Source organism: Flavobacterium alkalisoli, assembly GCF_008000935.1.
Classification (GTDB): Bacteria; Bacteroidota; Bacteroidia; order Flavobacteriales; family Flavobacteriaceae; genus Flavobacterium; species Flavobacterium alkalisoli.
Genome location: NZ_CP042831.1, coordinates 2,226,584 through 2,239,308, shown reverse-complemented (window position 1 = coordinate 2,239,308; position 12,725 = coordinate 2,226,584). Strand labels below are relative to the sequence as shown.

14 protein-coding genes are annotated in these 12,725 nt (G+C 46.7%); 8 read left to right on the top strand and 6 right to left on the bottom strand.

The genetic code is table 11. The features are described from left to right. Positions 1 to 16: 16 nt before the first annotated feature. Entirely contained in the window at positions 17 to 784 is a 768-nt protein-coding gene (locus FUA48_RS09925) for an XRE family transcriptional regulator (protein WP_147584979.1), read from the bottom strand. Between the two features lie 87 nt (positions 785 to 871). On the opposite strand from FUA48_RS09925, the gene dinB reads away from it, so the two are divergent. The 7 genes from dinB (at position 872) to FUA48_RS09890 (ending at position 8,965) form a co-directional block, all read left to right on the top strand. After that, a complete protein-coding gene (gene dinB / locus FUA48_RS09920; protein WP_147583387.1) occupies positions 872 to 2,029 on the top strand; it encodes a DNA polymerase IV in 1,158 nt (385 codons plus the stop codon). A 23-nt stretch (positions 2,030 to 2,052) separates the two neighbouring features. After that, positions 2,053 to 5,133 carry a DNA polymerase III subunit alpha gene (locus tag FUA48_RS09915; RefSeq protein ID WP_147583386.1) on the top strand — a complete coding sequence of 1,027 codons (3,081 nt, stop codon included), beginning with the start codon at positions 2,053 to 2,055 and terminating at the stop codon, positions 5,131 to 5,133. Positions 5,134 to 5,138: 5 nt separating this feature from the next. Next, a complete protein-coding gene (locus FUA48_RS09910; RefSeq protein WP_147583385.1) occupies positions 5,139 to 6,521 on the top strand; it encodes an exonuclease domain-containing protein in 1,383 nt (460 codons plus the stop codon). A gap of 49 nt (positions 6,522 to 6,570) precedes the next feature. Further along, complete coding sequence (locus FUA48_RS09905) at positions 6,571 to 7,191, top strand: alpha-ketoglutarate-dependent dioxygenase AlkB family protein (protein ID WP_317130682.1); 621 nt, start codon at positions 6,571 to 6,573, stop codon at positions 7,189 to 7,191. A gap of 487 nt (positions 7,192 to 7,678) precedes the next feature. Then, complete coding sequence (locus FUA48_RS09900; RefSeq protein ID WP_147583384.1) at positions 7,679 to 8,026, top strand: sensor histidine kinase; 348 nt, start codon at positions 7,679 to 7,681, stop codon at positions 8,024 to 8,026. A gap of 11 nt (positions 8,027 to 8,037) precedes the next feature. Next, positions 8,038 to 8,475 (top strand): response regulator, encoded by a 438-nt coding sequence (locus tag FUA48_RS09895; RefSeq protein WP_147583383.1) that lies wholly within the window; start codon positions 8,038 to 8,040, stop codon positions 8,473 to 8,475. A gap of 190 nt (positions 8,476 to 8,665) precedes the next feature. Further along, positions 8,666 to 8,965 (top strand): hypothetical protein, encoded by a 300-nt coding sequence (locus FUA48_RS09890; protein ID WP_147583382.1) that lies wholly within the window; start codon positions 8,666 to 8,668, stop codon positions 8,963 to 8,965. Between the two features lie 171 nt (positions 8,966 to 9,136). On the opposite strand, the gene FUA48_RS18360 is transcribed toward FUA48_RS09890, so the two are convergent. The 5 genes from FUA48_RS18360 to FUA48_RS09875 all read right to left on the bottom strand — a co-directional run bounded on the left by FUA48_RS18360 (position 9,137) and on the right by FUA48_RS09875 (position 11,591). Further along, complete coding sequence (locus tag FUA48_RS18360) at positions 9,137 to 9,304, bottom strand: hypothetical protein (RefSeq protein ID WP_168196970.1); 168 nt, start codon at positions 9,302 to 9,304, stop codon at positions 9,137 to 9,139. 545 nt (positions 9,305 to 9,849) lie between these two features. Further along, positions 9,850 to 10,017 carry a hypothetical protein gene (locus tag FUA48_RS18355; RefSeq protein ID WP_168196969.1) on the bottom strand — a complete coding sequence of 56 codons (168 nt, stop codon included), beginning with the start codon at positions 10,015 to 10,017 and terminating at the stop codon, positions 9,850 to 9,852. Positions 10,018 to 10,322: 305 nt separating this feature from the next. Continuing rightward, entirely contained in the window at positions 10,323 to 10,727 is a 405-nt protein-coding gene (locus FUA48_RS09885) for a VOC family protein (protein ID WP_147583381.1), read from the bottom strand. 22 nt (positions 10,728 to 10,749) lie between these two features. Continuing rightward, a complete protein-coding gene (locus tag FUA48_RS09880) occupies positions 10,750 to 11,163 on the bottom strand; it encodes a DoxX family protein (protein WP_147583380.1) in 414 nt (137 codons plus the stop codon). Between the two features lie 5 nt (positions 11,164 to 11,168). Continuing rightward, entirely contained in the window at positions 11,169 to 11,591 is a 423-nt protein-coding gene (locus tag FUA48_RS09875; protein WP_147583379.1) for an SRPBCC family protein, read from the bottom strand. A 134-nt stretch (positions 11,592 to 11,725) separates the two neighbouring features. On the opposite strand from FUA48_RS09875, the gene FUA48_RS09870 reads away from it, so the two are divergent. Continuing rightward, the gene (locus FUA48_RS09870) at positions 11,726 to 12,703 is read left to right on the top strand and encodes a GlxA family transcriptional regulator (RefSeq protein WP_147583378.1); all 978 of its coding nucleotides are present in this window, start codon (positions 11,726 to 11,728) and stop codon (positions 12,701 to 12,703) included. Positions 12,704 to 12,725: the final 22 nt, after the last annotated feature.

The following is a 12,725-nucleotide window of genomic DNA, read 5'->3' as shown; positions in this document are numbered from 1 at the left end:
GGGGATGTATAGGGTATTAGGTATGAATTTGTTTCAGGGCTTTTACTTCCTCGCGGATGCCGTAGAGCAGTTCGCGGATACTCTGCGGGTCGAGATTCTCGGGTTCTGCTTCTTTGGTGGCAATGCTGCAGGCATATTCCCAGATCTCCAGTATATCGGAAACTTTTATAGTGTAGGGTTCATAAAATGTATTATCCGAAATAAGGGTGAGGCTGTTCCTGCCGTTTTTGTTCAGCCGCTTGTAGACAATGCCCTCTTCCCTGGTCAGCAGGATATAGGTCTTGCCGTCCCGTACCTCACCCAGGTTTTCCACATACCTTCCCACAATAAAGGAGCCGTCCCTGTGGGGCGGCATGGAATCCCCCGATACGGGAAAAGCCCTGAACTTGCCATTGGTCAGGAACGGCAGGGAGACCTGCTGCAGGCCTTCGATGAACTCCGGATCGCTGTACCCGCTCAGGTAACCGGCCCTGGCCTTATGGGAAATGATCTCTATGGTATTCTCCCCTTCCCTGTCCACAGTAATGGGCAAAAGGATACGGTTATCCTCCAGCTGCATCAGCCCGTCAATATCTATTTTTCGAATATCGGCCGTCAGTAAAAGGTCAATACTCACATGGTAATAGTGGGAGATTTTAATAAGTATCTCAAAAGGGGGCTGGGACTTGCCACCCTCGTATTTGGCCATCCTGTCACGGGTGATGGACAGGCTTTCGGCCACGATTTCCTGAGAAACGCCTTTTCTCATTCTCAGGTGCCTGATGTTATCCGAAAATAGCGACATAATTATTTTGTGATTATTTATCACGACAAATATAAATATTTTTGGGAATATCTGTCCTAATTTTGTTCCGTACAAATGAGAATAATTATGGAGCGATCGATTGTACATATGGATCTTGATACTTTTTTTGTCTCCTGTGTGAGGCTGCAGAACAGTGATTTGGAGGGTATTCCGCTGATTGTAGGGGGTGGTGACCGTGGTGTGGTGGCTTCCTGCTCCTATGAGGCCCGCCGCTTCGGCGTGCACTCGGCCATGCCGATTAAAATGGCACTTCGCCTCTGCCCCGAGGCGCGTATCGTCAAAGGGGATATGGAACTCTTCTCGCGGTATTCGCATACCGTCTCCCAGATTATCGAGGAAAAGGCGCCCGTGATGGAAAAGGCTTCCATCGATGAGTTTTACCTGGATATTACCGGTATGGACCGATTCCACGGCTCCTACAAATGGACCCATGAGCTTTCTTCATTGGTGACCCGTGAGACCGGGCTGCCCATCAGTTTTGCCCTGTCGGTCAATAAGACCGTCTCCAAGATTGGTACCGGGGAAGGCAAACCCAAAGGCAACCTGGAAATACCACAGGCGATGGTACAGCCCTTTCTAAACCCTTTATCCATCCGTAAGATCCCTATGGTGGGCAACGCCACCTTTACCCTGCTCTCCCGCATCGGTATCCGAAGCATCGGTACCCTGGCCGAAATGCCGGCAAAGGTGCTGCAGGAGATGATCGGGCTCAACGGTCTGGAGCTTTGGAAAAAGGCCAACGGTATCGACAATACCCCTGTGGAACCGTATCGGGAGCGCAAATCCCTTTCCACCGAGGACACTTTTCATCAGGATACCACCGATATGTTGTTCCTGCGTGCCATACTCTCGGGTATGGTGGAAAAACTGGCCTACCAGCTGCGCAGTGAAGGCTGGCTGACCTCCAATGTGACGGTGAAGATCCGCTATTCCAATTTCGATACCGAAACCCGTCAGGTAACCCTCGCCTATACCTCGGCCGACCATACCCTGACCCGTGCCGTACTTGAGGCTTTCGAAAAGCTTTACCAACGCCGCATGAGCCTGCGCCTTGTGGGAGTGCGTTTCGGCAGGCTGGTACGGGGCTCCTACCAGATCAACCTTTTTGAGGATACCCAGGAGATGATGTCCCTCTATCAGGCGATGGATAAGATCAAAAACCGCTTCGGGGCCAACGCCGTGATGCGCTGCAGCGGGGCATTTGTAAAACCTAAGATGAATTAATTTATTTATTTGTTAGTAATAGTATGTACCTGAACTGTCATTCCTTTCACTCGTTGCGCTACGGCACCATCCCGGTAACCGAACTGGTCGCCCTGGGCAAAAGCCTGGGGATTACGGCTATGGCATTGACCGATGTTAACACGGTAACAGGCATCTATGAGTTTTACAGGCTTTGCAGGGAAGTGGATATCAAACCGCTTGTGGGAATGGAATTCCGTGAAGGGAATCAGCTATTGTATATAGCACTGGCTAAAAGCCGTGCAGGTATAGCGGAGATCAACCGTCATCGTACCGATCATAACCTGGAGGGTACCCCAGTGCCTGCCCTGGCGCCGGAATTTAAGGAGGTAGTGGTCATATATCCGATGGATAAGGCGCCGGATACCCTGCGGGAATTCGAGTATATCGGGGTGCGCAGCGGTGAGTTATCGTTACTTATACAATCGCGTTGGAAAAACAGGCTGGATCGTATGGTCGTATGCCAGCCGGTTACCTTCCGAGACAAGACCGAATACAACCTGCACCGTATCCTGCGGGCCATTGACCTGAACACCTTGGGCAGCAAGCTCTCGCCTTCGGATTATTGCGGGCCGGAGGAACGGATGCTGCCACCGGAAAACATCATGGTACGATTCAGCCAATATCCTAAATTATTGGAGAATACCTTTGCCCTGATCGGGCAATGTGATTTTCAATATGAATTTGGGGTGCCCCGCAACAAAAAGCACTATACCGGAGCGCGGGAAACCGACCGGAAACTACTCACGAGTTTAGCCCAGCAGGGACTCATGCGCCGGTATGGGAGTGGTAATGAAGCTGCACGCCTGCGGGTGGAAAAAGAGCTGAAGGTTATTGATGAACTAGGGTTCAGCGGCTATTTCCTGATTACCTGGGATATTGTCCGCTACAGCAATTCGATGGGCTTTCTGCATATCGGGCGCGGCAGCGGTGCCAACAGCATTATTGCCTACTGCCTGGGTATTACTGATATCTGCCCGCTCGAACTGGATTTGTATTTTGAACGGTTTTTGAACCTGAACCGTAAAAGCCCGCCGGATTTTGACATCGACTGGTCCTGGAAGGAGCGCGATGTGATACTGGAATATGTCTTCCGCCGTTACGGGGCAGATCATGTGGCTTTCTGCGGTACCAATGTGGAGTTCAAATACAAATCCATATTCCGGGAGGTCGGTAAGGTATTCGGCCTTCCGAAGGAGGAACTCGATGCCCTATCGGGTACTTCGATGGACCAACACGATACCAATGAGGTGGTAAAGCTGGTACACCGTTACGGGATGCTGCTGGAGAAATACCCCAACCAGCGCTCGATGCACTCCTGCGGGATACTGATATCGGAAGATCCCATTACCGATTTTACGGCACTGGAGCTGCCGCCCAAGGGCTTTCCGATTGTGCAGTTTGATATGCATGTGGCCGAGGAGATCGGTTTTGACAAGTTCGATATCCTCTCCCAACGGGGCATCGGACATATTGACGAATCGGTACGGCTCATTAAAAAGAACCGCGGGATTACCGTGGACATACGCGATACCTCCCTTTCCAAGGATGAAACGATCTGTAATACGTATTTGGGACAGGGAAAGACCATCGGCTGCTTTTATATCGAAAGCCCTGCCATGCGGGGGCTGCTCCGCCGATTAAAGTGTGATAATTACAAGACACTGGTGGCAGCCTCTTCCATCATACGCCCGGGGGTGGCCCAGAGCGGGATGATGAAGGAATACATTTTCCGTCACAACCATCCCGATAAGTTCGAGTACTTCCATCCGGTCTTTGAGCAGCAGCTGGGAGAAACCTACGGCATTATGGTCTATCAGGAGGATGTGATCAAGATTGCCCTGCATTACGGGGGGCTGGCCGCAGCCGACGGGGACATATTGCGCCGTGCCATGAGCGGCAAGGGGCGTTCCAAAGCGGCGTTGCAACGTGTAAAGGATAACTTTTTTGCTTCCTGTGCGGCCCAAGGGCATCCAGAGGAACTGAGCACGGAGATTTACCGTCAGATCGAGTCCTTTGCAGGGTATTCCTTCTGTAAGGCGCATTCGGCCTCCTATGCCGTGGAAAGCTATCAGAGCCTGTACCTGAAAGTGCACTACCCCATTGAGTTCATGGTGGCGGTCATTAACAATCAGGGCGGTTTCTACCGCACCGAGGTGTATGTGCATGAGGCGAGGATGTCCGGAGCGGTTATCCATACTCCCTGCATCAACAAAAGTGAGGTGGAGGCGACCCTGTACGGAAAAGATGTTTATCTGGGCTTTATGCACCTGCAGGGGCTTCAGGGGGAAATTGCCCGTTGTATTGTCTCCGAACGCATTGAAAATGGAGAGTATAGTTCGTTAGAGGATTTCATTAACCGGGTGCCTATAGGGATTGAAGGCCTGCAGCTTTTGATCTATATCGGAGCCTTCCGCTGTACTGGAAAGAACAAGAACGAACTCTTGGTTACCGCCCGCCGTATCATGATGCATTTTAAGCCGGTGCAGCGCCAGCCGCAATTGCTTCCTGAACCGGTGCAGCAGTACAGGCTCCCCGAACTGAAACGCTCCCCATTTGAGGATGCTTTTGACGAGATTGAGCTGCTGGGCTTTCCGATATCAGTTACCCCGTTCAACCTTTTGAAAACCGGCTACCGTGGGGATGTCATGGCACGGGATTTGGTGCAGTACCATAAAAGGCAGGTGAAGATGCTGGCCTATCTGGTCTCACGCAAGCACGTACCCACCAAGATGGGGGCGATGTATTTCGGGACGTGGATCGATGCCAACGGGGAATTCTTTGATACCGCCCATTTTACCGGCAGCCTGAAGCAGTACCCCTTTAAGGGCGGTGGTTGTTACCTGCTCTTGGGTACCGTGGAGGTAGATTACCACTTCCCTACCATTACCATATCCAAAATGGAGAAGCTGCCTTTTATCGCCGATCCGCGCTACAGGGAAACCGAAGAGGAAAGTACCCGTACGGCGCAGCGATTGCGGGAGGATGTTTCGATGACCCATCGTGCCCCTTACCCGCAAGAACAGGAAATCGGCCTGCCAAGGCATAAGATGAATACAGGATCAACCCAGAAAAAGACAGGATAAGCAGGATGAAAAAGAACGAGTATGCCATAGTAGATATCGAGACCACAGGCGGGAATGCCTCGGGGAGCCGCATCACGGAAATCTGCATCATTATCCATGACGGGATACAAGTGCTGGACCGCTGGGAAACCCTGGTGAATCCGCAAAAGGAAATACCCCTGCCCATTTTTGCCCTGACCGGGATCAATAACGAGATGGTGGCCGGAGCGCCCATCTTTGATGACATAGCGGAAAAGGTACTGGAGCTGCTGGAAGGCCGGATATTTGTGGCGCATAACGTGAATTTCGACCACTCCTTTGTAAAGCATGAACTGGAGCATGCCGGACTGAAATGGACCACCCGCAAGCTGTGTACTGTGCGGGCTGCCCGTAAGGTACGGCCAGGGCTTCCCTCCTACAGCCTGGGCAACCTGTGCCGCACACTGGATATACCCCTTACACGCGCCCACCGTGCCGGTGGTGATGCCGATGCCACAGCCATCCTGCTCTCCCGCCTGTTGCTCTGGGATGAAGGCGGGGAAATAGCAAAGATGATCAAACGGAATTCGCACGACCAGAACCTGCCTCCCAACCTGCCCCAATCCGATTTTGAGCAGTTACCGGAAAAGCCAGGGGTGTACTATTTCTATAATCAGGTGGGGAAAGTGGTCTATGTCGGGAAAGCCAAAAACATCAAGAAACGGGTAGCACAGCATTTCTCAGGGCATAAGATCACCCCACAGCGCCAGAACTTTATGCGTGATATCCACTCCATCTCTCACGAGGTCTGCGGGACTGAGTTTATGGCACTGCTATTGGAATGCTGTGAGATCAAAAAGCTATGGCCCCTGCACAACAGGGCACTGAAGAAGTTCGAGCCGAAGTTCGGGCTGTACCACTATGAGGCGCGAAGCGGATATAAGTATCTTGGCATCGGAAAATTGGCCAAAGGACAGACTTGTGTGGAACACTTCTTTTCCCTGCACGAGGGGGTGAAACTATTGCTTTCCCTGGCCGGGGAATTCAGTATCGACCATCGGTTCTGTCATTACGGGGTTCAGGATGCAGGGGACTTCATTATTAAAAGCAATACTTCCAATCTGCCCGATCTAAAACAGCACAATGCTAAGGTGGAAGAGGCACTGGACCACATTTTGGGGAGCAGATTGAGTTTCGGGATTGTGGACAAGGGGCGCTCTGTTGAGGAACGCAGCTGCATCTGGGTGGAAAACGGGCATTTCTATGGTATGGGTTATATGCCGTCGGATGTGGGGATCACAGAAGCTACCGAACTAAAAGATTATGTAACACCTTACCACAGCAACCGCTATATCATGCAGCTCATTACGGGTTATGCGGAGAAATATCCCGGTAGGGTCTTGCGGGCTGAAGTGCCTGTCGAAGAATAAGTGTGGAAAGAAAAGCAAGAATAATTGCGAAAGCAGAAAGGATGAAATTATGATAACACTATTTGACGATACGGAACTGTTTACTGTTGGTAACTCTCCAAAACGCTATTACGACCTGCCGGATATGGAACTGATGCAGTATGATGGTTTTGTTCCGAAAGCGGAAGCGGATAGTTACTATGAGACATTGCTGCACAATATTCCCTGGAGGGAATATCAGATACCGATGTACGATAAGATAGTCACCGCACCGAGGATGATTGCCTGGTACGGTGAACCCGAAGAGGCTGGTGAAGGAGCCCTGCCCTGGACTCCGGAGCTTCTTAAACTTCGAAAAAAGGTGGAGAAGGAAACCGGGCTGTCCTTTAACGCCGTTCTGCTGAACCTCTACCGTAACGGCAGTGACAGTGTGGCCTGGCATTCGGATAAAGAACACCGCATCGGCAGCAATCCCAATATTGCCTCGGTGACCTTCGGGCAGACAAGGCCTTTCAAGTTTAGGCATAAGACCGATAAATCCATTCCACAGGTTGAGATACCGCTGCATCATGGGACTTTGCTTTTGATGTCAGGAACTACCAATACCTATTGGGAGCATCATATACCGAAATCGGCGAAGGAGATGTTGCCGAGGATTAATCTGACATTCAGGCAGGTTACGTATTTATAGTTTCGATATTAAAACTTTATCTGAGGCTGGCAGGGTAAGCCTTAAGCCATACTAAGAAGATATGACTTGAATTCGATGAGATCCTTTTCAACTCCTGAAAATACCAATGTATTATATTTCTTGTCAAGATCTAAAGATTGTATCTCATGCTTTTGCAGAGCGGGAAACACTGAAAAATCTTTTCGCCTATGAGGATCTATAACAGAAAGACATGGAGTATTAAAAACTGGATTAAAGGTCAGCTTTTCGGCTTTATGTTTATTGCCATCCTCACCGGTTTGGGATTATGGATCCTCGGTATCATTAACCTGGATTAGTCTCTTACTGCATATATGACTATTCAAAAGTCGACAGCGATTCAGAAACTCCACAAAAAGTCGATCTTAATGAGGTTATCCGGCAGATTGAAACTGACCTTGAAGTAGTTATTGAAACTAAACAAGCCGTAATTACCTATTCGGATCTTCCTTATATTGAAGCCAGTCCGATGCTGATACATCAGTTATTCTATAACCTTATACTTAACTCCTTAAAATTTGCAAAAGCCGGTGTCCCGTCACGCATCTCTATATCAGCATCAGCCATTGTCTATAAGGACATAGACTACATGCAGTTGAGGGTTGCGGATAATGGTATAGGTATTAAACCTGAATATACCGATTCAATATTTACATCATTCACCCGTCTAAACTCAGCGGATCTGTACGAAGGTTCAGATTTAGGCCTGGCATTGTGTAAAAAAATTGTAGAACGACACAATGGTGAAATTACCGCTAAAGGTGAACTGGGTGAAGGTGCCGTATTTACAATATTATTCCCTTATAATAAATCTTAAATTTTCTAAGTATGCAGTATAGAATTCTACTTACAGATGATGACCTTGATGACAGGGATTTCTTTAGGGATGCAATAAATAAAATTAGCAATAGTGAGGTATCATGCATTACACTAGATGATGGTCACATCCTAATCGCTACATTGGCAGAGCACAGTGAGGAAAGGCCAAATATAATTTTTACAGATATAAATATGCCTCCTATGAGCGGATGGAAGGTTCTGTCGATATTAAAAGAACATAATACCTACAAGGATATTCCTGTTATTATGTATTATACCTCACAACATGACGAGGAAATTATAAAGGCTAAAAAACTTGGCGCCTTAGGCTACTTTAATAAGCCACCCGATTTTCTGGAATTGCAAAACGCAATACAAGAAGTTATCGAACATCTTCGAACCGGTACGATAGACCAGCTTTGTAACAATTCAAAAATATTTTTTTAGAGCTATATTACTGTCAGGTAGAATGGCCAATGAACATTATAAATTATACTTTGTGGTTGTAAATTCATTAACGTCTCCTCTTCAATAAAACAGACCTGGGACATTTAAATCTTATTTTTAACTTTTATTTGTACTCAAAAGAAAGTTAAATCTTTAATTTTAAATATTAAAAGGTCCTAAACATATAATTATGGAAAGACAAATGTATCATTACGCAACAGTTTCCAAAGCATTGAGGGAACTTGCTGAAAAAGGGTTTACCGTAGACTTCAATCTTAAAGAAAATCACATCACTGAACACCCGGAAGATTTTGAAATTGTACATGTATATCGTTACGAAGGTGAAAGTGACCCAAGTGACGAAGCCACAGTTTACGGAATAAAGTCATCCAAAGGCGAACAGGGGGTTTACGTTGCGGGACAGGGCGCCAATAGCGAAAAAGGAGCTTCTACGCTTTTACATAAACTTAGCACTAAAGGCAGGGATTAGCTGATCACATTGCCTCAAATCATCTTCCTTAAAATTAAATATTCCCGATCATTTTCGAAATCAGCCAAAGTTTTTTCAAGCCCTGTATAAGTGTGATAATACCTGGTGCCTGCACCAAATAAAGAAGGCGCCTCATACGAGAGCGCCTTCTTTTTGACTGCTAAAAAAAGATTAAGGCAGGCTGTTAAGCATATTTATTACATCGGTTTGGGTGGCCGTTATGATATCACCGGAGATGATAGTTGTCACCCCAAAAGGAGTGATTGTTACGGTTTTAACCGCATAAAGCCAGTTTCCGCCCTGTCCTGCAGCAAAAATCACATGGCAGGTTTCTCCCACAGGCATCAGGTTGTAATTCTCTCCGAAATAACCCGTTACGCTGCTGTAGGTATTGAGCTGTATCAGCAGGTTCTCCTGCCCCTCAAAGGCAATATATACTTTGGAATTTGTATCATCAAAGCCATTAGGTACATCTACATTTATAGTGGTCTTTTCACTTGGGAACTCGGCAAGCTTGTCAATGTTTACCCAGCCAAACCTGTCTAGGTTAAGGATGTACTCACCCTGATCGATTGGTGCGTCTTTATCGCCGCCATTCTCATCCTAGTCTTCGTCCCACATCACATCACCGTCTCCATCACCGCCATCGTTATCATCCTCATCCCAGTCTTCCTCACCGGTCCATACGGTCATCTCATCGTCCTCACCCCCGGTAAGTTCCGCAGGGACCGCCAGGGTATACTCAGACCCTTCATCGATATTTTGCCCTTCCTCGGTTGTCATATTGATGAAAAATTCCATCTTGTTAAATCCCTGATCATCTCAAAAATTACTGACACAAGAACTTAAAACTGTAGCTATCTGATCACTGTCTCCCGATATAATTACAGTGTGTGATCCTTGATATCAATATAGTTATGGTGATTGTCTAAGATCTTTACAATATCCAGCGTGTCGGCACGGTTAAACTGTAGAACTATTTCCACTCGCTTTACCCATATACACATTTCCAGCTGCATCCGTTTTAGTGTATGTAATATATTTATAAGCATTATCTTGCAAATAATCTGCTACCGCATCGGTAATTGCCACTATATATTGAGCAATAGCCACCCTGTTAGTGTATAACCATTGAGCTGATGCTCCCAGAATTAACCTTACGTTCAGGAATGTAAAAAAAGTGAAATAACTTAACAAATCTTATACCATGGCCTGCTGGTATGCTATATTCGTATGGATAAATTATTTATGGAAGATAAATACAAGCTGTCCCGTTTCCTGGATACTTTTCAGGTATTCCTGATGTACAGGCTTTAAAAATATTGAAGCTCAGGCAGGGCTAAATGGTGGATAAATTTCACTTAACGCTAAGTACCCACCTCACATCAAAAGCATCAATTACTTCAATGAGTTGCTGATCCACATCATCACTGGTACCCGGATTTGCAGCGACTGATTTCAGTTTAGCAATAAGCGTATCCCGATGTACTGGATCTTTACATGGCAAAAAGACCGAGAGATAATTCCCGATCTTTCTTCCTTCTTCATGCACCAGATCCGAGCCGTGAATAATGATGCTGTCTGAAACCAATGAGCCTCTGATCACTGGTTTTTCGGAATAACCATGCAGCTCCTGGTCAAAAGTCTCAAGATGCAGTACACCCCCGAAACATGTCTGGTAAAGCATAAGTGCCTCTTTGCAATTGCCGGAAAACGTTATGAAAATCCCGCTTTTTACTATATTGTCATGTTCAAACAGCATAATATTATAAGGCCATAGCCTCTTAATTCCCAAAGACTCCTTTCAGTTGTGTATCGTTATCCGGTTGTTGTTTTCGTATCTTATTGCCGTAATAATATGAAACGGCAAGAATAAGCAGAACCACGAGCGGCATCAGCATAAACCCTATATTCTTATCTACGGCCGCATGGCTGATGAACGCAAAAATCAGGTTAAACGTCAGACCTGCATAGGCCCACTCTCTTAGCTTACCAGGAATTTTAGGAAACGAGATCGCTATTACGCCTAATACTTTGCAAATGATTAGCGTATAAGCAAAGTAATCGGGATATCCCAGGGGTTTTGTACCTGCGTTTACATATTCAGGTGCAAAGAAGACGGTGCTGAGCGGCATCACACCTTCCCAAAGGATAAGGATGACCGTGGCCACCCAGAAGATTATCTGATACTTTTTCATGATTATTAATTTTTTGATTCAACATACCTCACAAAATTATCCAGGATCGCCTGCCAGCCTTGTTTCTGGAATTCAGGGTCATTTTGTGTTTCAGGGTCAAATGTGGTTGTGACCGTTGTCTTGCTGCCGATCTCCGCAAACAAAGTAGCGACTTTTCTTCCATCGGGCATGGTATAGCCTATTTCCCTGTTCAGTTCAACCTTGTCATAGGTGCCTTCAAAATCAAAACCGAAACTTCCGTCTTTCGCTTCCATCCTGTTTTTGAACATCCCTTTTACACGAAGGTCATTTTCGCTGGATGGGCAATGCCAGCTTGGGTCCGGCGTATTCCATTTTACAATATCACCCGGCGTATTCCAGGCGTGCCATACTTTTGTTACGGGAGCATTAATCGTTGCTTCTACCGTAATCTTTTTTTGTTCTGCCATGACTTTTGTTTTTTTGTTTGTAATGATAAGACAAAGATGCGGCAGATTTTAAAATTCGGGCTGTTGCAAAAACGACAACCTTAGGGGTAAATTACGACAAACTATTTTTTAACTTTACTGCAAATACTATTACGATGCAAATCTCAGTCTTTGTTCCCCAGTACGGTGTAATTGAAGCCATTACACCAGCCTTTCGTTCTTTCCATACTGCCAATGAGTTCCTTACGGTATTTGGCAAAGAACCTCCCTTCAAGGTGGAATATGTAGGCCTTAACGAAAATGTACCTGCCAACAATGGCGAATACACGATAAAAACCGACAGGCTGCTTAAAGATGTTGATCACACCGATCTGCTCATTATACCGCCTGCTTACGGCCCCACTGAGGCAGGGGTTCGTGCAAATGCCGAAGCGATACCGTACATTCGGAACCTTCACGGGAAAGGAGCCGGCATTGCCAGTTTATGCCTTGGTGCCTTTCTGTTGGCAGAGACAGGATTACTGGACGGAAAAAAGTGCTCGACGCACTGGGCGCACGTAAATGAATTCAGGGAGAAATATCCGCAGATAGAAGTCGAGGATGGGGCAATTATAACCCAGCACGGCAATATTTACAGCAGTGGCGGCGCCAGCAGCTTATGGAATCTGATATTGTACCTGGTGGAGAAATTTTCAGACAGAGATACTGCTGTACTGATCTCAAAGTATTTTGCACTGGATATAGGCCGGGACAGCCAGAACCAATTTGCCATTTTCAGGGGCCAGCGAAACCATGGCGATACTGATATTGAAAAGGTCCAGGATTATATCGAGAAAAATTATGAGGACAAAATAACTATTGAAAATCTGGCGAACCTTGCCGGTACCAGCAGGCGGACTTTTGAAAGGCGGTTCAAGGATGCCACCAATAACACTCCTATTGAGTACATACAGCGCGTGCGGATAGAGGCAGCCAAGAAGTTCTTTGAAGCCTCACGAAAGAATGTATCCGAAGTGATGTATGATGTGGGCTATACCGATACCAAAGCATTCAGGGACATTTTTAAGAAGATAACGGGGCTTAAGCCTATTGAATACCGTAACAAGTTTGCACGGGTTGCCAATGAGGTGTAATCTCATATGTCCAAATTATAAG

Coding starts and splice junctions, on each gene's coding strand:
- FUA48_RS09890 (WP_147583382.1), top strand. CDS start 8,666: ATGGAAAGACAAATGTATCATTACGCAACAGTTTCCAAAGCATTGAGG.
- FUA48_RS09870 (WP_147583378.1), top strand. CDS start 11,726: ATGCAAATCTCAGTCTTTGTTCCCCAGTACGGTGTAATTGAAGCCATT.
- FUA48_RS09895 (WP_147583383.1), top strand. CDS start 8,038: ATGCAGTATAGAATTCTACTTACAGATGATGACCTTGATGACAGGGAT.
- FUA48_RS18355 (WP_168196969.1), bottom strand. CDS start 10,017: ATGCTTATAAATATATTACATACACTAAAACGGATGCAGCTGGAAATG.
- FUA48_RS09915 (WP_147583386.1), top strand. CDS start 2,053: ATGTACCTGAACTGTCATTCCTTTCACTCGTTGCGCTACGGCACCATC.
- FUA48_RS09910 (WP_147583385.1), top strand. CDS start 5,139: ATGAAAAAGAACGAGTATGCCATAGTAGATATCGAGACCACAGGCGGG.
- FUA48_RS09875 (WP_147583379.1), bottom strand. CDS start 11,591: ATGGCAGAACAAAAAAAGATTACGGTAGAAGCAACGATTAATGCTCCC.
- FUA48_RS09905 (WP_317130682.1), top strand. CDS start 6,571: ATGATAACACTATTTGACGATACGGAACTGTTTACTGTTGGTAACTCT.
- FUA48_RS09900 (WP_147583384.1), top strand. CDS start 7,679: ATGCTGATACATCAGTTATTCTATAACCTTATACTTAACTCCTTAAAA.
- dinB (WP_147583387.1), top strand. CDS start 872: ATGGAGCGATCGATTGTACATATGGATCTTGATACTTTTTTTGTCTCC.
- FUA48_RS09880 (WP_147583380.1), bottom strand. CDS start 11,163: ATGAAAAAGTATCAGATAATCTTCTGGGTGGCCACGGTCATCCTTATC.
- FUA48_RS09925 (WP_147584979.1), bottom strand. CDS start 784: ATGTCGCTATTTTCGGATAACATCAGGCACCTGAGAATGAGAAAAGGC.
- FUA48_RS09885 (WP_147583381.1), bottom strand. CDS start 10,727: ATGCTGTTTGAACATGACAATATAGTAAAAAGCGGGATTTTCATAACG.